Annotated in this window: 17 protein-coding genes; 8 read left to right on the top strand and 9 right to left on the bottom strand. The window is 57.8% G+C overall.

Going from position 1 to position 20,461, the window contains the following annotated elements:
- Positions 1 to 33: 33 nt before the first annotated feature.
- Together lolD and ACIQYF_RS18095 are read right to left on the bottom strand one after the other, a co-directional pair.
- A complete protein-coding gene (gene lolD, locus ACIQYF_RS18100) occupies positions 34 to 717 on the bottom strand; it encodes a lipoprotein-releasing ABC transporter ATP-binding protein LolD (RefSeq protein ID WP_322239184.1) in 684 nt (227 codons plus the stop codon).
- Positions 718 to 724: 7 nt separating this feature from the next.
- Positions 725 to 1,975 (bottom strand): lipoprotein-releasing ABC transporter permease subunit, encoded by a 1,251-nt coding sequence (locus ACIQYF_RS18095; protein WP_402864564.1) that lies wholly within the window; start codon positions 1,973 to 1,975, stop codon positions 725 to 727.
- A gap of 94 nt (positions 1,976 to 2,069) precedes the next feature.
- On the opposite strand from ACIQYF_RS18095, the gene ACIQYF_RS18090 reads away from it, so the two are divergent.
- Together ACIQYF_RS18090 and ACIQYF_RS18085 are read left to right on the top strand one after the other, a co-directional pair.
- A complete protein-coding gene (locus ACIQYF_RS18090; protein WP_402864562.1) occupies positions 2,070 to 2,654 on the top strand; it encodes a PilZ domain-containing protein in 585 nt (194 codons plus the stop codon).
- A 50-nt stretch (positions 2,655 to 2,704) separates the two neighbouring features.
- Entirely contained in the window at positions 2,705 to 3,430 is a 726-nt protein-coding gene (locus ACIQYF_RS18085) for a glycerophosphodiester phosphodiesterase (RefSeq protein ID WP_402864560.1), read from the top strand.
- A 42-nt stretch (positions 3,431 to 3,472) separates the two neighbouring features.
- Here the strand turns inward: ACIQYF_RS18085 and sthA are convergent, their stop codons facing one another.
- The gene (gene sthA / locus ACIQYF_RS18080; protein ID WP_402864558.1) at positions 3,473 to 4,867 is read right to left on the bottom strand and encodes a Si-specific NAD(P)(+) transhydrogenase; all 1,395 of its coding nucleotides are present in this window, start codon (positions 4,865 to 4,867) and stop codon (positions 3,473 to 3,475) included.
- Between the two features lie 264 nt (positions 4,868 to 5,131).
- On the opposite strand from sthA, the gene ACIQYF_RS18075 reads away from it, so the two are divergent.
- Positions 5,132 to 5,695, top strand: coding sequence for a chalcone isomerase family protein (locus ACIQYF_RS18075; protein ID WP_402864556.1), 564 nt, complete (start codon positions 5,132 to 5,134; stop codon positions 5,693 to 5,695).
- 153 nt (positions 5,696 to 5,848) lie between these two features.
- A complete protein-coding gene (locus tag ACIQYF_RS18070; protein WP_402864554.1) occupies positions 5,849 to 7,132 on the top strand; it encodes an MFS transporter in 1,284 nt (427 codons plus the stop codon).
- 101 nt (positions 7,133 to 7,233) lie between these two features.
- On the opposite strand, the gene ACIQYF_RS18065 is transcribed toward ACIQYF_RS18070, so the two are convergent.
- The gene (locus ACIQYF_RS18065; RefSeq protein WP_402864552.1) at positions 7,234 to 8,697 is read right to left on the bottom strand and encodes a glyceraldehyde-3-phosphate dehydrogenase; all 1,464 of its coding nucleotides are present in this window, start codon (positions 8,695 to 8,697) and stop codon (positions 7,234 to 7,236) included.
- 285 nt (positions 8,698 to 8,982) lie between these two features.
- Between ACIQYF_RS18065 and mfd the strand changes: the two genes are divergently transcribed.
- Both mfd and ACIQYF_RS18055 read left to right on the top strand, forming a co-directional pair.
- Entirely contained in the window at positions 8,983 to 12,432 is a 3,450-nt protein-coding gene (gene mfd / locus ACIQYF_RS18060; protein ID WP_402864550.1) for a transcription-repair coupling factor, read from the top strand.
- Positions 12,433 to 12,456: 24 nt separating this feature from the next.
- Positions 12,457 to 15,159 carry an SNF2-related protein gene (locus tag ACIQYF_RS18055; protein ID WP_402864548.1) on the top strand — a complete coding sequence of 901 codons (2,703 nt, stop codon included), beginning with the start codon at positions 12,457 to 12,459 and terminating at the stop codon, positions 15,157 to 15,159.
- Between the two features lie 90 nt (positions 15,160 to 15,249).
- On the opposite strand, the gene ACIQYF_RS18050 is transcribed toward ACIQYF_RS18055, so the two are convergent.
- The 3 genes from ACIQYF_RS18050 to ACIQYF_RS18040 all read right to left on the bottom strand — a co-directional run bounded on the left by ACIQYF_RS18050 (position 15,250) and on the right by ACIQYF_RS18040 (position 17,900).
- Positions 15,250 to 15,987 carry an S-methyl-5'-thioinosine phosphorylase gene (locus tag ACIQYF_RS18050; protein WP_402864546.1) on the bottom strand — a complete coding sequence of 246 codons (738 nt, stop codon included), beginning with the start codon at positions 15,985 to 15,987 and terminating at the stop codon, positions 15,250 to 15,252.
- 25 nt (positions 15,988 to 16,012) lie between these two features.
- A complete protein-coding gene (gene nagZ / locus ACIQYF_RS18045) occupies positions 16,013 to 17,023 on the bottom strand; it encodes a beta-N-acetylhexosaminidase (protein ID WP_402864544.1) in 1,011 nt (336 codons plus the stop codon).
- A gap of 169 nt (positions 17,024 to 17,192) precedes the next feature.
- Positions 17,193 to 17,900 (bottom strand): TetR family transcriptional regulator, encoded by a 708-nt coding sequence (locus ACIQYF_RS18040; protein ID WP_402864542.1) that lies wholly within the window; start codon positions 17,898 to 17,900, stop codon positions 17,193 to 17,195.
- Between the two features lie 261 nt (positions 17,901 to 18,161).
- Between ACIQYF_RS18040 and lexA the strand changes: the two genes are divergently transcribed.
- Positions 18,162 to 18,770, top strand: a complete 609-nt coding sequence (gene lexA / locus ACIQYF_RS18035; protein WP_402864540.1) for a transcriptional repressor LexA — start codon at positions 18,162 to 18,164, stop codon at positions 18,768 to 18,770.
- A gap of 11 nt (positions 18,771 to 18,781) precedes the next feature.
- Complete coding sequence (gene sulA, locus ACIQYF_RS18030) at positions 18,782 to 19,255, top strand: SOS-induced cell division inhibitor SulA (RefSeq protein WP_402864538.1); 474 nt, start codon at positions 18,782 to 18,784, stop codon at positions 19,253 to 19,255.
- A gap of 59 nt (positions 19,256 to 19,314) precedes the next feature.
- Here sulA and ACIQYF_RS18025 read toward each other — a convergent pair whose 3' ends face one another.
- Both ACIQYF_RS18025 and ACIQYF_RS18020 read right to left on the bottom strand, forming a co-directional pair.
- Positions 19,315 to 19,548 carry a hypothetical protein gene (locus ACIQYF_RS18025; protein ID WP_019408701.1) on the bottom strand — a complete coding sequence of 78 codons (234 nt, stop codon included), beginning with the start codon at positions 19,546 to 19,548 and terminating at the stop codon, positions 19,315 to 19,317.
- A gap of 118 nt (positions 19,549 to 19,666) precedes the next feature.
- A complete protein-coding gene (locus tag ACIQYF_RS18020) occupies positions 19,667 to 20,188 on the bottom strand; it encodes a DUF6586 family protein (RefSeq protein WP_402864536.1) in 522 nt (173 codons plus the stop codon).
- Positions 20,189 to 20,461: the final 273 nt, after the last annotated feature.

The raw sequence follows: 20,461 nt of genomic DNA, 5'->3' as shown, positions 1-20,461 counted from the left end.
CCGGCGCCGTCACCCGGCGCTGGGCTAGGCCGATCAAATCGCGGTCAGGCGACCTTCTTGAAGGTGCAGTACGCGATCCATCTGCCGGGCCAGGTTCATGTCGTGAGTCACCACCAGGAACGCGGTGCGCATCGAGGTGCTGAGTTCCAGCATCAAGTCCTGGATGCCTTGGGCGGTATGCGAGTCGAGGTTGCCGGTCGGCTCGTCAAGCATGACCAGCCCAGGGTTGTTGACCAGTGCACGGGCAATTGCCACACGCTGACGCTCCCCCCCCGACAGCTCGGCGGGCTTGTGCTCAAGGCGGTGGCCCAGGCCAACGCGGGTCAGCAAGGCCGTTGCCCGCTCACGTGCCTCAGGGATCGGGGTTTTGCCGATCAGCAGCGGCATGCACACGTTTTCGAGCGCAGTGAACTCCGCCAGCAAGTGGTGAAACTGGTAAACGAAGCCCAGCGAACGGTTACGCAGCAGGCCACGGGCCTTTTCGCCCAGCGCCGACAACTCTTCGCCCGCCAGCCAGACGCTGCCGGTGGTCGGGGTATCAAGCCCCCCCAACAGGTTAAGCAACGTACTTTTGCCCGAACCCGACGTCCCGACAATCGCCACGCGCTCACCCGGATGCAGCTCCAGTTGCAGCCCCGACAACACCACCACCGACTCCGGACCTTCCTCGTAGGACTTGCCCAAGTCGCGGCAACTCAACACTGATTGTTCTTTCATGCCCAACTCACTCATAACGAAGCGCCTGCGCAGGCTGGGTGCGCGCAGCACGCCAAGCCGGGTACAAGGTCGCGAGGAAACTCAGAACCAACGCCGCGCCGCACACCATCAACACATCCTGGGCCTGCAATTGCGAGGGCAGGTAGTCGATGAAGTACACGTCCGCGTTGAGAAACTTGTGACCGATCAGGCCTTCAAGGGCCGAGATGGCAGCACTGACATTCAGCGCAGCCAAGATCCCGACCACCGCACCAATGGCCGTCCCGACCACACCAATGACGGTCCCTTGCACCATGAAGATGGCCATGATCGTGCCGGGTGTCGCACCCAGGGTTCGCAGGATCGCGATGTCACCTTTCTTGTCATTGACCACCATGACCAGCGTGGAAATGATGTTGAACGCTGCCACAGCAACAATGAGCAACAACAATAAGCCAATCATGGCCTTTTCCATGCGGATGGCTTGGTACAGGTTGCCGTGGGTACGGGTCCAGTCACGGGCGTAATACTGACCATCACCCAACTGTTGGGCGATTTCCCACGCGGTGCGCGGGGCCTGGAACAGGTCGTCAAACTTGAGGCGCAAGCCTTGTACCTGATCAGGCTTCCAGCGCTGCAAACGCGCCAGATCCTGCAAGTTGGTCAACCCCAGGTAGCCGTCGATTTCACCTGCGCCAACATGGAAGATGCCCTGCACAGTGAAACGCTTCATGCGAGGGAACATCCCGGCTGGGGTCACGGTAACTTCCGGCGCAACGAATGTCAGTTTGTCGCCCACCCCCACACCGAGCGCCTTGGCAGCCTTGTCACCAATAATGATGCCGAAGCTGCCGGGGGTCAGCGAATCCAGCTGACCCTCAAGCATGAAGTGGTCGATGATCGAAACCTTGCGTTCCTGCACCGGATCGATGGCATTGAGCAGCACTTTCTGCACATTGCCATCGTGGGTCAGCAAACCCTGCATCTGAGTAAACGGCGCTACGGCCTCTACCTTCGGGTTTTGCTTAACCCTGGTTGCCAGGCTTTGCCAGTCACTGATTGGCTGCTCGCCAACGATGGTCGCGTGGGGCACCATGCCTAACACGCGGGTACGCATTTCATGATCGAAGCCGTTCATGACCGAGAGCACGACAATCATTACAACCACGCCGAGGGCGAGTCCGATCATTGAAGTCAGCGAAATGAACGACACAAAATGATTGCGGCGCTTTGCACGGGTATAACGCGTGCCAATAAATACGAAGAGAGGTCTGAACATGTCGGGGCTTGTTCTGGGGAAAAGAAGGCGTCCTTGTGGCGGGGCCTGATAAGCAGCTTTACACTCTGACCACAGCCGCCATCATGGGTTCGCCATGTCGACATTAGATGAAGCAAATCGCCGCGAATACTACCGTATCGATGACGTGATCGCACTGGAAATAAGCCCGCTGTCAGCCCCAGACGCCGATAGCGGCAAAGTGTTGCAGGATGCATCGCCGCTGTTCAATTTACTCAGTGAATTGCACCTCAGCGAATTTGAGTCCCAGCACCTGTTGCGCCAGATCAGCGAGCGCGACCGAGCGCTGTCCAGCTACCTGAAAACCCTGAACAAACGCGTCGACCTGCTCAGCCAGATCGTTGCGCAAACGGTGCTGGGCAAAATCGGTGAACTGCAGCCGGTCAAGTTGTCTGAAAGCGGTATCGAATTTCATTACCCGAACGCTTACCCACCGGGCAGCCATCTGTCCGTCAAGCTGGTGCTGATGCCGCAAGCCCTTGGTTTGCTGCTGCGTGCCCGCGTCGTCGAGTGCCAGGCCCAAGAGGATCGCTACCAATTTGTTACCGAATTTGAATCGCTGACCGAGACCCAACGCCAATTGTTGGCCCGTTACATTTTGCAGAAACAAGCTCAGGCACGCCGACTGGCGCGCGAACTGGACGAACCAACGACCGAATAAGCCTTCAATGGCCCCCTGTAAACGCAGTGAAGCTGCAAAAAGGAGCAATTGTGACCCTGATTTATGGCCATCGCGGCGCCAAAGGCGAAGCACCTGAAAACACCCTCGCCAGCTTTGAGCAATGCCTCAAGCATGGCGTTCGTCGCTGCGAACTCGATCTGCACTTGTCCAAAGATGGCGAGCTGATGGTGATCCACGACCCGACCCTCAAGCGCACCACTGATCGCCGCGGCAAGGTCATCGAACAGATGGCCGCCGATCTGGTGACCTATGACGCACGCAAAGGCGGCCCGGGCTGGGTGCATCCGTGCCCGATCCCGCGTCTTGAAGAGTTGTTTGAAAAGTGCGACTTCGAACACTGGCAGCTCGAAGTCAAAAGCGCATCGCGCACACGCGCCGCCACTACCGTCCTGGCGATTCGCGAAATGGCTGTACGCCACGGCCTGATGGACAAGGTCACCGTCACCTCCAGCTCGCGGGAAGTACTCAAGGCCGCGCAGGAGCTGACCCCGGACCTGTCACGCGGACTGGTCGCCGACGAGAGCGCATGGCTCGACCCGCTGAAGGTCGCCCAGAACTATGGTTGCGAGATTTTGGCGTTGAACTGGACACTCTGCACGCCTGAACGCCTGAAAAAAGCCCAGCGCCAGGGTTTGCATGTGTCGGTATGGACAGTCAACGAACCTGCGCTCATGCGCAGGCTCGCTGATTTCGGCGTCGACAGCCTGATTACAGACTTTCCCGGTTTGGCCACTGCCACCCTTGGGAATGGCTGAAATCGGTCTCCCCGGCCGGCTCAGGCCACCGGCCGGAGCCGCTTAAAAAAGCCGGTTCAGGCCATCATAGGCAGCTACCCGATAGGCTTCGGCCATGGTCGGGTAGTTGAACGTGGTGTTGACGAAGTATTTGAGGGTGTTCAGTTCGCCCGGCTGGTTCATGATCGCCTGACCGATGTGCACGATTTCTGAAGCCTGATAACCGAAGCAGTGAACGCCCAGCACTTCAAGGGTTTCACGGTGGAACAGGATTTTCAGCATACCCTGAGGCTCGCCAGCAATCTGTGCACGCGCCATGCTCTTGAAGAACGCCTTGCCCACTTCATACGGCACTTTGGCCTGCGTCAGTTCTTGCTCGTTCTTACCGATCGAGCTGATTTCCGGAATGGTGTAAATGCCGGTCGGCACGTCATTCACGAAACGCCAGCTGCCGTTATCGACAATGCTGCCTGCAGCTGAACGGCCCTGGTCGTGGGCGGCACTTGCCAGGCTTGGCCAACCGATCACATCCCCGGCGGCATAAATGTTCGGTATATCGGTGCGGTAGTTTTCATCAACATGCACCTGACCACGGCCGTTGGCTTTAAGACCTACGTTTTCCAGGCCCAACTGGTCGGTATTACCCGTACGGCCATTGCACCAGAGCAAGGCGTCGGCCTTGATCTTCTTGCCGGACTTGAGGTGCAGGATCACGCCGTTTTCAACGCCTTCGACGCGTTCGTACTCTTCAGTGTGACGAACAGTGATGTTGTTGTTGCTGAAGTGATAGCTCAGGGCCTGCGAGATCTCGGAGTCGAGGAAGCTCAGCAGTTGCTCACGGTTATCCACCAGTTCAACCAACACACCCAGGCCGCTGAAGATGGACGCGTATTCGCAACCGATCACGCCCGCGCCGTAAATAATCAACTTACGCGGGGTGTGGCCCAGGCTCAGGATGGTGTCGCTATCGTAGATCCGCGAGTGAGTGAAATCGATGTCGGCCGGGCGATACGGACGCGAGCCGGTGGCGATAATGATCTGCTTGGCCATCAGGGTTTCAACGACGCCGTTAGGGCACACCACCTCAATGGTTTGTTCGTCGGTGAAGCTGCCGGTGCCGAAGAACAGGTCAACACGGTTGCGCGCGTAGTAACCGGTGCGTGAAGCCACTTGCTTGGAAATGACTTTTTCGGCGCTTTTCAGCACGTCCGGGAACGAAAACCAGCGCGGCTCACCAATGGCCCGGAACATCGGGTTGGTGTTGAACTGCATGATCTGGCGAACCGAGTGACGCAAGGCTTTGGACGGGATCGTGCCCAAGTGCGTGCAGTTGCCGCCGACCAGACGCCGGCTATCGACCATCGCCACCTTGCGCCCTGCTTTTGCGGCGTTCATTGCCGCACCTTCTCCTGCAGGGCCAGAGCCCAGTACCACTACATCGTAGTTGTAGACAGCCATGCGTACTCCTCAGAACAGGCCGTGGCACCACGCTGGGCACCTACGGCTAAATCATGTCGCGGCCAGCGTCATGAAGGGTCAAAACGTGGGACACAGTCTATAGAAGCCTGAGCGCCGCGAACATTAACCCTTGGTCTTGTCGTAGGCTAATTTTGCATTCACTACATGACATGTTCAGCAGCGCTTATAGATTTGTAACAGCCTGCACACTCGATTTACAAAACTGGCATAACCTCTAACCACTCTCGATCAGGGCCCGCCACCATGCGTCAGATATTGATCGTTCTTTTGTTGGTGTACAGCGCCACCAGCCTGGCCGATGAAGCTGCGCTGTTCAAGGAAGCGAACTTTCCAGCGCAGTGGCATGACGGTTCACAGGTCATGCCGCGCAAAAGTCAGATTGTGCTGAAGTATTTGTGGGCGGACATCTACGCCGCCGCACTGTACACCCCGCCCGACGTCACCCCACAACAGGCTTTTGACGATCAGCGCGATTTGCGCCTGGAGTTGTTCTACCTGCGCGACCTGAATCACAGCGACATCACCGATGCCAGCACCACCATTCTCAAACGCCAGCACTCTGTTGCTTTTCTGACCCGCCAGGAGGCCGAACTCAAAAAACTGCAAAGCAGCTTCGGCGATATCAAGCGCGGTGATCGCTACGCACTGGACTACGACCCAAAACGCGGGCTGAACATTGAGCGTAATGGCTCGGTGATCTACAACAGCCAAAATCATGAGCTGGCCAGACTCTATCTGGGCATCTGGCTCGCACCCGAAGGGCTACCCGAAAAACTTCGCCAGGAGCTATTGGCCCAAAGGCCATAGCGCCCAGGTAGCCGTAACAAAAGTTGCCTACACTCACCGATACACATATCGTTACAAAACTGTTTTGTACAACGGCGTACGCCTTGATCTTGCAGTGTGGACGAGTAAAAAACATGGATTACGCATAAAACAGATAAAAGCGGGTGATTTCTGATGGCCTCCAGTACGGGCAAAGGCAAGGCGATTTTTCGCGTTGTCAGCGGTAACTTTCTCGAAATGTTCGACTTCATGGTCTTTGGCTTTTACGCCACGGCCATTGCCAAAACCTTCTTCCCCAGCGACAGCGCTTTCGCATCACTCATGCTTGCCCTCGCGACCTTCGGCGCCGGCTTTCTGATGCGCCCACTAGGTGCGATTTTTCTGGGCGCTTACATCGACCGTCATGGTCGTCGCAAAGGCTTGATCATCACCCTCGCACTCATGGCCATGGGCACTGTGCTGATTGCCTGCGTACCGGGTTATGCCACCCTGGGCGTTGCAGCACCGCTACTGGTATTGCTCGGCCGCTTGCTGCAAGGCTTCTCGGCGGGGGTGGAACTGGGCGGCGTATCGGTTTACCTGGCGGAAATCGCCACACCGGGTCGCAAAGGCTTCTTCGTTAGCTGGCAGTCCGCTAGCCAGCAAGCCGCCGTGGTGTTTGCCGGTTTGCTCGGCGTGGGCCTCAACCACTGGTTGAGCCCAGAAGACATGGGTGACTGGGGATGGCGCATTCCGTTTCTGATTGGCTGCATGATCGTGCCAGTGATCTTTGTCATTCGGAAATCGATGGAAGAAACCCCTGAGTTTGAAGCCCGTAAACATCACCCTACCCTGCGTGAAATCGTAACTTCTATAGGGCAGAACTTTGGCTTGGTCTTGGGCGGCATGGCCTTGGTCGTCATGACCACGGTGTCGTTCTACCTGATCACCGCCTACACCCCGACCTTCGGCAAGGCAGAACTGCACCTGACAGACTTGGAAGCGCTGCTGGTAACAGTGTGTATTGGCCTGTCGAACTTCTTTTGGCTGCCGGTCATGGGGGCACTGTCGGACAAGGTTGGCCGCAAACCCTTGCTGCTAGGTGCAACCATACTGGCGATTCTGACGGCTTACCCAGCGCTGTCATGGCTGGTGGCCAACCCCAGCTTCAGTCACTTGCTCATCGTAGAGCTGTGGTTGTCGTTCCTGTATGGCTCATACAACGGCGCCATGGTGGTTGCCCTGACCGAAATCATGCCGATTGAGGTGCGTACCACCGGCTTCTCGCTGGCCTACAGCCTGGCGACAGCGACTTTTGGTGGTTTCACCCCGGCGGCGTGCACGTACCTGATCCACGTGCTGGACAACAAGGCAGCACCGGGCTTGTGGCTCACCGGGGCGGCGGTTTTGGGGCTGATTGCGACCGTAGTGTTGTTCCGCGGTAACAAGCATGAGTTGCGTATAGCGCAAGCGGCTTAAGCTGCAGCCTGCAGGTTTTACAGCTTGTAGCGTTCAGCTCAACACTCAATACCGCGCATAAAAAAACCCCGACAAATCGGGGTTTTTTTTAGGCGTGGTATTTAGCGTGGAAACGCTGGCGGGTTAACCCCGGCCATGTCTTCCATTACGCGCACTACCTGGCAGCTGTAACCGAATTCGTTGTCGTACCACACGTACAGCACAACGCGGTTGTCATTGCAGATGGTCGCTTCAGCATCAACAACACCGGCGTGACGTGAGCCTACGAAGTCAGTGGAAACCACTTCCTGCGAGCTCACGAAGTCGATTTGCTTGTGCAGATCGGAGTGCAACGCCATGTGACGCAGGTACTCGTTCATTTCTTCACGGGTAGCCGACTTCTCAAGGTTCAGGTTGAGGATAGCCATCGACACGTTCGGCGTTGGAACGCGAATCGCGTTACCGGTCAGCTTGCCAGCCAGCTCAGGCAATGCCTTGGCCGCAGCGGTCGCAGCGCCGGTTTCGGTGATGACCATGTTCAACGCGGCCGAACGACCACGGCGATCGCCTTTATGGAAGTTGTCGATCAGGTTTTGGTCGTTGGTGTACGAGTGGACGGTTTCAACGTGACCGTTGACGATGCCGAACTTGTCGTTGACAGCCTTGAGCACCGGCACGATAGCGTTGGTGGTGCAGGATGCCGCCGAGATGATCTTGTCGTCTGCGGTGATTTCGCCGTGGTTGATGCCGTGGACGATGTTCTTCAGCTTGCCCTTGCCCGGCGCAGTGAGCACCACGCGGTCGATACCAGGGCAAGCCAAATGCTGGCCCAGGCCATCGGCGTCACGCCATACACCGGTGTTATCCACCAGCAGTGCGTTTTGAATGCCGTACTGGGTGTAATCCACCTCGGTAGGGTTTTTCGCGTAGATAACCTGGATCAGGTTGCCGTTGGCGGTGATGGTGTTGTTGACTTCATCGATCACGATGGTGCCATCGAACGGACCATGCACCGAGTCACGACGCAGCAGGCTTGCGCGCTTGACCAGATCGTTTTCGGCGCCTTTGCGCACAACAATGGCGCGCAGACGCAGGCCGTCGCCGCCACCGGTTTTTTCAATCAGAATGCGTGCCAGCAGACGACCGATACGACCGAAGCCGTACAGCACAACGTCGGTGCCTTTGCGTGCAGAGGCGTTTTGCTGACCCACTACATCGGCCAGTTCTTCACGCACGAACTGCTCAGCAGTACGGCCATTGCCTTGCGTCTTGAACTTGACAGCCAACTTGCCCAGGTCTACCGAAGCGGCGCCGAGCTTAAGCTCGCTCATCGCCTTGAGCAGCGGGAAAGTTTCGTGTACGGACAATTCGCTGTCGTCAGACTGGCGATGGCGAGCAAAGCGGTGAGCCTTGAGAATCGCAATGACTGAACGGTTGATCAGGCTGCGGCCATAGATCGAACTCACCACATTGTTATTGCGGTAAAGCTGACCGATAAGCGGAATCATCGCTTCTGCGAGTGCTTCACGGTCGATCCATTCACCAAGACACTGGTCGGGCTTCTGAGTCACGGGAACCTTCCACATGTAGGGGCTGAAAAAAGGGGCTACATTATGCCGCCGTGCCCAGACATGGGCAATGCACGCCTGTCACACACCGATACTGAAACGATTAAGCCCCAGCAAATCAAGGCAAAAAAAATTTAACAACCCCTGCTTTCTGCCTGATTAATCGTACGCTGCCCCCTTTAATTCAGTCTTTCACACCACAACCCACTGATTTCCATGCCTCTCTAAAGACGGTAACTGACAGCCACCCCCTTGACCGTTACAATTGCCAACTTTGCCGCAACGCTTGGAGCTCAACCTTCCGTGCCCGTCCTGCGTCTACCCAAACTTCCTGCTACGGCAGGTAAACAGCACTGGAGCAATCTGCCCGGTGCTGCCCTGAGCCTCGCCATTGCCGAAGCTGCCAGCGCCGCCAAGCGCTTCACCCTGCTCCTGACCGCAGACAGCCAGAGCGCCGAACGCCTTGAGCAGGAACTGAGGTTTTTCGCTCCCGAATTGCCAGTGCTGCATTTCCCTGACTGGGAAACCCTGCCCTACGACCTGTTCTCGCCACACCAAGACATCATTTCCCAGCGCATCGCCAGCCTGTACCGGCTGCCAGAGCTGGATCACGGGGTTTTGGTAGTGCCGATCACCACCGCCCTACATCGCCTGGCGCCGACCAAGTTCCTGCTGGGCAGCAGCCTGGTGCTGGATGTCTGGCAGAAGCTGGATGTGGAGCAGATGCGCACCCGTCTCGAAGCCAGCGGCTATCGCTGCGTCGACACGGTGTATGAACACGGCGAGTTTGCGGTGCGCGGCGCGCTGATCGACCTATTCCCGATGGGCAGCAAACTGCCCTATCGGATCGACTTGTTCGATGACGAAATCGAAACCCTGCGCACCTTCGACCCGGAAACCCAGCGCTCCATCGACAAGGTCGAATCGGTACGCTTGCTGCCCGCGCGCGAGTTCCCGCTGCAAAAGGACGCCGTGACCCGCTTCAAGGCGCGCTTTCGCGAGCGGTTCGATGTCGACTTCCGTCGCTGCCCGATCTTTCAGGACTTGAGCAGCGGAATTACCCCTGCAGGTATTGAGTACTACCTGCCGCTGTTTTTCGACGACACCTCAACCCTGTTTGATTACCTGCCAGGCGACACCCAGGTGTTTTCGTTGCCGGGCATCGAACAAGCCGCCGAGAACTTCTGGTCGGACGTGCGCAACCGCTACGAAGAACGTCGAATAGACCCCTCGCGCCCCCTCTTGCCGCCCGCCGAACTGTTTCTGCCAGTGGATGACTGCTTTGCACGCCTGAAAAACTGGCCGCGCGTGGTCGCCAGCCAAGATGACGTAGACACTGGCAGCAGTCGCGAACGCTTTGCGGCCCATCAACTGCCCAACCTGGCCATTGAAGCCAAGGCCAACCAGCCATTGGCCGCACTGTCTGGTTTTCTTGAACAGTTTGATGGCCGCGTGCTGTTCACCGCCGAGTCGGCGGGCCGCCGCGAAGTGCTGCTCGAACTGCTCGAACGCTTGAAGCTACGCCCGAAAACCGTCGACAGCTGGCCTGACTTTGTCGCCAGCAAACACCGTCTGGCGATCACGATTGCGCCGCTGGATGAAGGCCTGTTGCTGGATGATCCGGCATTGGCGCTGATCGCCGAAAGCCCGCTGTTCGGGCAACGGGTGATGCAGCGTCGGCGCCGCGAAAAGCGCACCGACGTCAACAACGATGCGGTGATCAAAAACCTCACCGAACTGCGCGAAGGCGCACCCGTGGTCCACATCGACCACGGCGTGGGCCGCTATCAAGGGTTGGCTACGCTTGAAGTCGACAACCAGGTCGCCGAGTTCCTGACCCTCGAATACGCCGAGGGCGCCAAGCTGTACGTGCCAGTGGCCAACCTGCACTTGATCGCCCGCTATACCGGCAGCGATGACGAACTGGCGCCACTGCATCGCCTGGGCTCTGAAACCTGGCAAAAAGCCAAGCGCAAAGCTGCCGAACAAGTGCGTGATGTTGCCGCCGAGTTGCTCGACATCTATGCCCGCCGTGCTGCTCGCGAAGGCTATGCATTTGCCGACCCGAAAGCCGATTACGCCACGTTCAGCGCCGGATTCCCGTTTGAAGAAACCCCGGACCAGCAAACCACCATTGAAGCCGTGCGTGCCGACATGCTGTCGCCCAAGCCGATGGATCGCCTGGTGTGCGGCGACGTGGGCTTCGGCAAAACCGAAGTGGCCATGCGCGCAGCCTTTATTGCCGTGCACGGCGGCCGTCAGGTCGCGATTCTGGTGCCGACCACCTTGCTTGCTCAACAACACTACAACAGCTTCCGCGACCGTTTTGCCGACTGGCCGGTGCGGGTTGAGGTGATGAGCCGCTTTAAGTCCGCCAAAGAAATTAACCAAGCCGTGGCTGACCTGGCCGAAGGCAAGATCGACATCGTTATCGGCACCCACAAGCTGCTGCAAGACGACGTCAAAATCAAAAACCTGGGGCTGGTGATCATCGACGAAGAACACCGCTTTGGGGTTCGCCAGAAAGAACAGCTCAAAGCGTTGCGCAGTGAAGTCGATATTCTGACCCTCACCGCCACGCCAATCCCGCGCACGCTGAACATGGCAGTGTCGGGCATGCGTGACCTGTCGATCATCGCCACGCCACCGGCGCGCCGTCTGTCGGTGCGCACCTTCGTCATGGAGCAAAACAACAGCACGGTCAAAGAGGCGCTGCTGCGTGAGTTGCTGCGCGGCGGCCAGGTGTACTACCTGCATAACGACGTCAAAACCATCGAGAAATGCGCCGCAGAACTGGCAGCGTTGGTGCCCGAAGCGCGAATCGGCATTGGCCACGGCCAAATGCGCGAACGCGAACTCGAACAGGTGATGAGCGACTTCTATCACAAGCGCTTTAACGTGCTGATCGCCTCGACCATCATCGAGACCGGCATCGACGTGCCGAGCGCCAACACCATCATCATCGAGCGCGCCGACAAGTTCGGCCTGGCGCAACTGCACCAACTGCGCGGCCGCGTGGGGCGTAGTCACCACCAGGCTTACGCCTACCTGCTGACGCCACCGCGCCAGCAAATCACCGGCGACGCGCAAAAGCGCCTCGAAGCCATCGCCAATACTCAGGACCTGGGTGCCGGTTTTGTCCTGGCCACCAACGACTTGGAAATCCGTGGTGCGGGCGAATTACTCGGTGACGGCCAAAGCGGCCAGATCCAGGCGGTCGGTTTTACCCTGTACATGGAAATGCTTGAGCGGGCCGTCAAATCGATTCGCAAGGGCGAACAGCCCAACCTCGACCAGCCGCTCGGTGGCGGGCCGGAGATCAACCTGCGCGTGCCGGCACTGATTCCCGAAGCCTATCTGCCTGACGTGCACACCCGCCTGATTCTCTACAAACGCATCGCCTCGGCCAACGATGAAGACGGCCTCAAGGATTTACAAGTCGAGATGATCGACCGTTTTGGCCTGCTCCCCGAACCGACCAAAAACCTGGTGCGCATTACCCTGCTCAAGTTGCAGGCCGAGCAACTGGGCATTAAAAAAGTCGATGCGGGACCACAGGGCGGGCGAATTGAGTTTGCCAGCGACACACCGGTTGACCCACTGACCTTGATCAAACTGATCCAAGGCCAACCCAACCGCTACAAGTTCGAAGGCGCCACCCTCTTTAAATTCATGGTGCCTATGGAGCGCCCGGAAGAACGCTTCAACACCCTCGAAGCGCTGTTTGAGCGCCTCACACCGAAGTCGTCCTGATGGGCCCTGCGCAATGAAACACCCATGCCTCAGAACCTGACCGCTCGACTGACCAAGCCGCTCGCACCGACTTGGGTCAGTCGATTCAAAGAACAAAGCCTGGAGCGTGGCCGACGCTACACTCGGGAAAACCGTGTGAGGATCGCCCAGATCGGCGACAGCCTGATCACGGCCAGCTGTCAGGGCTCCGGAGAAAACGTTTACCGTCAAAGCATTCAACTACGCGAGTCAGCCAAGGGCACCCTGCTTTTGGTGAGCGCGAACTGCACCTGCCCCGTGCGCACCAACTGCAAGCACACCGCTGCCGTATTACTGAAGATTGAAGACACCTTGAACTACCCCGCTGCTGCCCAGGACGCCGAGCTTCTGGAAAAACTCCAGGCGGTGCTCGACTCGCGCCGTCCCAACAAACTGCCCGAAGTGCTGAGCGAGGACGTGCAACCGATACCGCGTCTGTGGCTGGCAAGCGCCGAGTTCAGCGCCTTTGAGCCGCGCAATGGCAAAATGCAGCGCTACATCCAGCATCGCGCCGCGCTGTCATTCAACTACCTTGGGCAGTACGTCAGCGGGCAAAAAAATGCAGACGTGCTGATTCGCCAGGAACACCAGACTCTGCGAATCAAGCGCCACCCCGAGGCTGAAAATGCCTTTCGCGAACAGTTGCGCGAACTGGGTTTCAAAATTGCCACCCGCCAGAGCAAAGCCCTGCCGGAGAGTGCTGGCGAGTTGTTTGAGATGGTTAACGACAGCGCCTGGCTCAATTTCACCCTGAACCAGATGCCCGGCCTGCGTGAGCAAGGCTGGGAGTTGCAGATTGACGAGGACTTCGGCTTTGACCTGAGCCCGGTCGAAGACTGGTACGCCAACGTCGACGAAGCCCCCGAACACGACTGGTTCGACCTGGAACTGGGGATCATAGTCAACGGCCAGCGCCTGAGCTTGCTGCCGATTCTGCTAAACCTGATGCGTTCACATACCGACATCCTGAGCCCCGAAAAGCTCGCCAAGCGCCGCGACGACGAACTGATTCTGGTCAATATCCCGGCCACACCGAACAGCAGCCACGGCCCACTGCAAGTGGCCCTGCCGTACGGGCGGCTAAAACCGGTGTTGGCGACGCTGGGCGAGTTCTACCTGGGCGAACCGGGCGCCACCACGCTGCGGATCAAAAGTGCCGATGCACCCCGTCTCAACGCGCTGGATACACTGCCCTTGCGCTGGGAAGGCGGCGAGCACATTCGCAGTTTTGCCCAGCGCTTGCGCGACATCAAAGACTTCAGCGTCGAGGCTCCCGACGGCCTGAATGCCAATCTGCGCCCTTACCAGCTTGAAGGTCTTAGCTGGATGCAGTCACTGCGCCAGCTGGAAGTCGGCGGCATTCTTGCGGACGACATGGGCCTGGGCAAAACCCTGCAAACCCTGGCGCATATTCTGTGCGAGAAGAACGCTGGTCGACTGGATCGCCCGGCCATGGTGGTGATGCCAACCAGCCTGATTCCCAACTGGCTGGACGAGGCGGCGCATTTCACCCCGCAACTCAAGGTGCTGGCGCTGTATGGCGCGACGCGTAAAAAACACTTCGAGCACCTCAACGACTACGACCTGATCCTGACCACCTACGCGCTGCTGCCCAAAGACATTGAGCACTTGGCCAAACTGCCTCTGCATGTGCTGATTCTGGACGAAGCGCAGTACATCAAGAATCCCGGCAGCAAGGCGTCACAAGCGGCCTGCGAACTCAGCGCACGTCAGCGCCTGTGCCTGAGCGGCACACCGCTGGAAAACCACTTGGGCGAGCTGTGGTCGCTGTTTCACTTCTTGCTCCCCGGCTGGCTGGGCGACGTCAAGGCTTTCAACCGTGACTACCGGGTGCCGATTGAACGCCAGGGCAACGACGAGCGTTTGCAGCACCTCAATGCGCGAATCAAACCATTCCTGTTGCGCCGCACCAAAGAGCAGGTGGCGACCGAGTTACCACCGAAAACCGAGATTATCCATTGGGTCGATCTCAACGAAGCACAGCGCGACGTATACGAAACGATGCGCCTGGCGATGGACAAAAAAGTCCGCGACGAAATTACCCGCAAAGGCGTAGGCCGCAGCCAGATCATCATCCTTGAAGCGTTGCTCAAACTGCGCCAGGTCTGTTGCGACCTGAGGCTGGTCAGCGATACCCCGCCCAAAAAAGGCAGTACCTCAGGCAAGCTCGACAGCCTGATGGCGATGCTCGAAGAACTGTTTGCCGAGGGTCGTCGCATTCTGCTGTTTTCGCAGTTCACTTCAATGCTGGGGCTGATCGAAGCGGAACTGAAAAAGCGCAATGTCCGTTACGCGCTGCTGACCGGGCAAACCCGTGATCGACGTGCGCCGGTTAAAGATTTTCAGAGCGGCACCCTGCAAATCTTCCTGATCAGCCTCAAGGCCGGTGGTGTGGGATTAAACCTGACCGAAGCCGACACGGTGATTCACTACGATCCGTGGTGGAACCCGGCCGCTGAAAACCAGGCCACCGACCGTGCCTATCGCATCGGCCAGGAAAAACCGGTGTTTGTGTACAAGATGATTGCGCGCGGCACCGTGGAAGAGAAAATCCAGCACCTGCAGCAAGAAAAGTCGGATTTGGCTGCAGGAGTGTTAGACGGTCGAATGGCCGGAGACTGGAAATTGCAGGACGACGACATCGATGCGCTGTTTGCACCGTTGCCGCCTAAAGTCGAGAAACGCTGAAACAATCCATAACGCTGCAGAGCGAACTTGCCTCGCGATCTTTTGATCTTTTAAAGGATCGCGAGCACGCTCGCTCCTGCAGATGTTGCGTTAACCCGCCAGTACGCGCGCCAGGGTCGCTTTGACCTTGCCCATGCCGTCATGCAGCGCCTGTTCGATTTCAGCCATGGTGATGATCGCCGTGGACTTGCCTGCTGCCGGATTGACCACCAACGCCAGACAGGCGTAATCAAGGTCCAACTCACGGGCCAGTGCCGCTTCCGGCATGCCGGTCATACCGACAATGTCGCAACCATCGCGCTCAAGACGGGCAATTTCAGCCACCGTCTCAAGTCGCGGGCCTTGAGTGGCCGCGTACACGCCGTGGCTGCTGTAGGCACACCCCTCAGCCGCCAGCGCGTTGATCAGTTGTTCGCGCAGGGACTCGGTGTAGGGATAGCTGAAGTCGATGTGAGTGACATGCTCCAGATCACCGGCGAAATAGGTGTGTTCACGACCACTGGTGTAGTCGATCAATTGGTGCGGCACGCAGAAATGCCCGGTGCCCATGGCCATGTGGATCCCGCCCACAGCGTTCACCGCCAAAATCGCCTCGGCCCCGGCCTGTTTCAACGCCCACAGGTTGGCACGGTAGTTGACCTGGTGTGGCGGTACACGATGCGGATGACCGTGGCGCGCCAGAAACAGTACTTCACGACCGCCAAACTCACCGATCTGAATATCCGCCGAGGTTGGGCCGTAAGGGGTGTCGAGGGCCAACGAGCGACTAATAGTCAACCCGTCGAGTTGAGTCAGTCCCGTGCCACCAATAATTGCGTAAACCGTCATTGAGCCATGCCTCTTAAAACTTCAGTTAATCGATCAGTTGAGCATCTTTGAGCGCGCCCATCGCCACCTGCCAACGCGGGCTTTGGCGATAATCGGTACTGGCCCAGGCCTGAGCCCGCATACGCGCAATGCGTGGCGATGGCGTGACCTTGAGGCGCTGGGCCGCACTGAGCGCCAGCTCGGCAGCTGCACGGTCGTTGCACACCAGGCCCATGTCGCAACCGGCCGATAAGGCCGCTTCAATGCGGCTGGCAGCATCGCCCGCCACGTGCGCGCCGGCCATCGACAGGTCATCACTGAAAATGACGCCGTCAAATTGCAGTTCGCCACGCAAAATCTCCTGCAACCAGCGTCGCGAGAACCCGGCTGGCTGGCTATCGACTTGCGGGTAAATCACATGCGCAGGCATCACGGCCGCCAGGTGCTTGCTCAAACGGGCAAATGGCACCAGGTCGTGGGCGCGGATCTGCTCAAGACTGCGTTCATCAGTAGGAATGGCTACATGAGAATCAGCCTCTGCCCACCCGTGCCCAGGAAAATGCTTACCCGTAGCAGCCATACCCGCAGCATTCATCCCGCGAATAAAAGCACCCGCCAACAAAGCCGCTCGCTCAGGATCCCCCTCGAAAGAACGAGTGCCCACCACCGCGCTGCGCTGGTAATCAAGGTCCAGTACCGGGGCAAAGCTTAAATCCAGGCCGACGGCCAACACTTCAGTGGCCATGATCCAGCCGCATTGCTCTGCCAGGTACTCGGCATGGGGGTTATCGGCTATCGCGCGCATGGCCGGAAGACGCACAAAGCCCTGGCGCAGACGCTGCACCCGGCCGCCTTCTTGGTCGACGGCCAACAGCAAATCGGGGCGCACGGCACGAATCGACGCACTCAACTCACGCACCTGCCGCGGATGCTCAATGTTGCGGGCAAAGATGATCAACCCGCCCACCTCAGGCTGGCGCAGCAATTGCCGGTCTTCGGCCGTCAGCCAGGTACCGGCGACGTCCACCATCAAGGAGCCTTGCAGGGCACAACTCATGGAAAATCCTTAAGAGAGAAAGCGCTTATTCCCCGGTTCAACGGTGCAGGCACACGCCTGAACGCCACGCACCAGAGAGGCAGCGGCGAATCAATAGACGGGAATAAGTCAGGGCTGGGCATGGCGGCTAGCTTAGCGGAACAAAGCTGCCGCGCCCACCCGCAGGCGGTCAAACCTTGACGGCGACCGGTGGGGTTTTACTGCGGGGACGAAGCTGGGCGTTGGCCATCACCGAGTCCGTGACACCGGTTTGTGCACGCATACCGGCCGCGAGAAATGGCACCATTAAACGCATCACCTGCTCGATTGAAGTATTAACCCCAAAATCGGTTTCTGCGATGGCACGCAAGGCTTTGATCCCCGACATGCTGAACGCCGCTGCGCCGAGCATAAAGTGCACACGCCAAAACAGCTCAATGGGCGGGATCTGAGGCGCAGCTTCGTTCACCAGCACCATATAACGGCGGAAAACCTTGCCGTACATGTCTTCCAGATAGCGACGCAAGTGCCCTTGGCTCTGGCTGAACGCCAAACCCAGCAAGCGCATGAAAATGGACAGGTCATTACCACTGCGCGGCTGAATCACCAGCGCCTGCTCAACCAGCATTTCCAACAGCTCTTCAAGGCTGGGGCGATTTTCGGGCTTGGATTGACGACGCTCCAGCTCGCGATCAAGGTTGGCGCAAAACGGCCCCAAAAAGCGCGAGAAAACCGCCTGGATCAGCGCTTTTTTTGAACCAAAATGGTAATTGACCGCCGCAAGGTTGACCGAGGCTTTGCTGGTGATCAGCCGTAATGAAGTTTCAGCAAAACCTTTTTCCGCGAACAGCTGCTCAGCAGCATCAAGGATACGTTCAACGGTTTCCGACTGGGCCATGGCTACTCCGCCTGACAAAACATTTAAACAGTTGTTTGAAACATACGTTTCGACTTGTAAAAAGTCAAGGCGGCGTATTCGGTTTGCGACCGGGCGGTCTGGCATTTAACCACAGCCCCCGCCAGCAAGGCTTCGCCTGATAAAAGACGGCTCACTCAACCCGCCATTGACCGTCCAGCGGATGGCTGGAAATGGGTGATTGCCAATAAGCCTTCACTGTATATAATCCCAGTCACTGTATAAAAAGACAGAGCGATCACTATGTTAAAACTGACGCCACGCCAAGCTGAGATCCTGGCCTTCATCAAGCGATGCCTGGATGAAAACGGATACCCGCCCACCCGTGCCGAGATCGCACAGGAACTGGGTTTCAAATCCCCCAACGCCGCTGAAGAGCACCTCAAGGCCCTTGCTCGCAAGGGCGCTATCGAAATGACCCCCGGCGCTTCTCGCGGCATTCGCATCCCCGGCTTTGAGGCCAAGGTTGACGAATCTACCCTACCCATCATCGGCAGAGTCGCTGCAGGCGCCCCGATCCTGGCGCAAGAGCACGTCGAAGAGTCCTGCAACATCAATCCGACCTTCTTCCACCCGCGCGCCGACTATTTGCTGCGGGTACAAGGCATGAGCATGAAGGACGTCGGCATCTTTGATGGCGACCTCCTAGCGGTCCATACCTGCCGCGAAGCCCGAAACGGCCAGATTGTAGTGGCCCGCATTGACGACGAAGTCACTGTAAAGCGCTTCAAGCGTGAAGGCAGCAAGGTCTGGCTGATCGCTGAAAACCCGGATTTCGCGCCCATTGAGGTCAATCTCAAAGAGCAAGAGCTGATTATCGAAGGCCTGAGCGTCGGCGTTATCCGCCGCTAAAAGGAGACGCCATGCAGTTCCCACACACTCCGCTACCAGCACAACTCCCTCTGTTCGAAGTGTTCATGGCGCAACCCAGGCCCTGCGCGATCAAAGAAGTACTCGATGCGCCCTGGAGCGCCGAACCTGAAGTCTTCAGTGAGTTGTCGCTGCGCGGTGCTGCCGGAAACTGCCTGAACCTGCTGGCCCCCATGCTCCGCGAATTGAGCGAGCAACAAGACGACCGATGGCTGACCCTGATAGCACCGCCTGCCAGCCTGACTCAAAGCTGGCTGCGCGATGCCGGGTTGAACCGCGAGCGTATTTTGCTCCTGCTACCCAACGGCAACAAAAGCGCCATGCAACTCACCTGCGAAGCGCTGCGTTTAGGTCGCAGCCATACCGTGGTCAGCTGGATAAACCCGTTGACCGTCGCCGCTCGCCAACAACTGATTGGCGCAGCACGTACCGGACATGGGCAAAGCTTGAATATTCGCCTGGGCTGAATACAGGGCTTGTGCGCAACGCTCAAGCCTGTCGGTGACACGCATTGCTCATTAAGTGCCTAGTGCAGGATGCGCGGCCCTTCGTCTTTTTCAAGCTCGCCTTCGGCCAATCGGCCAGCCATCTGCACACCCACGCTGAGCATGGCTTTGGCCACCTCGACGTGTTGACCTTGAAGAAAAGCCTTGGCGTCTTCAGAGAAGTTGAGCGTCACCAAAGACCCCTCGTCTTCAGCCCGGCGCAACTCGATACGGCCGTCTGGCAATTCGACAATTTCTAGAAAGGACGTTGGCATATCAGTTTGTTCTCCACGAAAGCGCGGGATTATATCAGTCATCCTTTGTAATTTTTCCAGGATCTAAGACAGTTTAGTGACTGACTGATGAATGACTGTACAGTTTTATACGCGACCATCAACACTCGTTGAGTCCATCACGAAAGCGAATGGCCAAACCCTTGAGGTTCTGACGCCACTCTTCCAGCGTCTCGCGACTCAACTCCCCGGGCGCCTCGTCCTCCAGGCTGACTGTCTCGATCAGAGGCTGAAACACGTCTACCTTAACCTTCTTCGGCGCTTGCAACGGCTGGTACAACGCTGCATGAGTCGCAACCAATTGCGCCAACCAGGTGTGCGGCGCTCGTGCCAGTTCGACCATTTCAGCCAATTCTGGAATCGCAACCGTATCCAACACTTCTTGAGTCAGCAGCAACTCAACACGGGTGGCAGTGACCTGAGGCAAGCGATAAAAACCAGCAATCTCGTGACACAAACCCAAAAGTGCCCCATACAGATGAAACACAGCTGACTCGCGCTCAGCCTGAACCAGCGCCTGAGCATTCATGGCCCGGCCTTCGCCCGCCTTGTTCATAGCCTCAAGCGCCAGGCCAGCGAAATAAATTTTCTGATTGGTACGGGTATAGAGTTCGTGAGCCATGTTGAGGCGCTCCACAGCAAATTGAATAAGGGCTGGCCAGCAGTCTCAGGGATTAGGGCATATTGGCGCAAGGCCGCGATGCGGGCATTTATAACGATTTTGCCTACGCAGGAACTGCCCAAGGCTGCGATCTTTTGTTTTTGGCGCTTGCCTGTGCGATCCCCCTCCACCAGACAGATCAAACGATCACGAAGCAAGTTCGCCCTCACGTGGGGCAGCGTTGACTCAATCGCTAGCCATCACGCATAGGCATATTCTGCCAACAAAAAAACC

Origin of the sequence: Pseudomonas sp. NPDC096917 (genome assembly GCF_044762555.1) — a bacterium.
Taxonomy (GTDB): Bacteria; Pseudomonadota; Gammaproteobacteria; order Pseudomonadales; family Pseudomonadaceae; genus Aquipseudomonas.
The sequence above is the reverse complement of the archived record's forward strand: the minus strand, read 5'-3'. Positions and strand labels throughout refer to the sequence as shown.

Excerpts from the sequence above, each read along its gene's own strand:
- ACIQYF_RS18090 (WP_402864562.1), top strand. The coding sequence starts at position 2,070 with ATGTCGACATTAGATGAAGCAAATCGCCGCGAATACTACCGTATCGAT.
- ACIQYF_RS18040 (WP_402864542.1), bottom strand. The coding sequence starts at position 17,900 with ATGGCCCAGTCGGAAACCGTTGAACGTATCCTTGATGCTGCTGAGCAG.
- lexA (WP_402864540.1), top strand. The coding sequence starts at position 18,162 with ATGTTAAAACTGACGCCACGCCAAGCTGAGATCCTGGCCTTCATCAAG.
- ACIQYF_RS18065 (WP_402864552.1), bottom strand. The coding sequence starts at position 8,697 with ATGTGGAAGGTTCCCGTGACTCAGAAGCCCGACCAGTGTCTTGGTGAA.
- sulA (WP_402864538.1), top strand. The coding sequence starts at position 18,782 with ATGCAGTTCCCACACACTCCGCTACCAGCACAACTCCCTCTGTTCGAA.
- ACIQYF_RS18075 (WP_402864556.1), top strand. The coding sequence starts at position 5,132 with ATGCGTCAGATATTGATCGTTCTTTTGTTGGTGTACAGCGCCACCAGC.
- sthA (WP_402864558.1), bottom strand. The coding sequence starts at position 4,867 with ATGGCTGTCTACAACTACGATGTAGTGGTACTGGGCTCTGGCCCTGCA.
- ACIQYF_RS18055 (WP_402864548.1), top strand. The coding sequence starts at position 12,457 with ATGCCTCAGAACCTGACCGCTCGACTGACCAAGCCGCTCGCACCGACT.
- ACIQYF_RS18020 (WP_402864536.1), bottom strand. The coding sequence starts at position 20,188 with ATGGCTCACGAACTCTATACCCGTACCAATCAGAAAATTTATTTCGCT.
- lolD (WP_322239184.1), bottom strand. The coding sequence starts at position 717 with ATGAAAGAACAATCAGTGTTGAGTTGCCGCGACTTGGGCAAGTCCTAC.
- ACIQYF_RS18070 (WP_402864554.1), top strand. The coding sequence starts at position 5,849 with ATGGCCTCCAGTACGGGCAAAGGCAAGGCGATTTTTCGCGTTGTCAGC.
- nagZ (WP_402864544.1), bottom strand. The coding sequence starts at position 17,023 with ATGAGTTGTGCCCTGCAAGGCTCCTTGATGGTGGACGTCGCCGGTACC.
- ACIQYF_RS18025 (WP_019408701.1), bottom strand. The coding sequence starts at position 19,548 with ATGCCAACGTCCTTTCTAGAAATTGTCGAATTGCCAGACGGCCGTATC.
- ACIQYF_RS18095 (WP_402864564.1), bottom strand. The coding sequence starts at position 1,975 with ATGTTCAGACCTCTCTTCGTATTTATTGGCACGCGTTATACCCGTGCA.
- ACIQYF_RS18050 (WP_402864546.1), bottom strand. The coding sequence starts at position 15,987 with ATGACGGTTTACGCAATTATTGGTGGCACGGGACTGACTCAACTCGAC.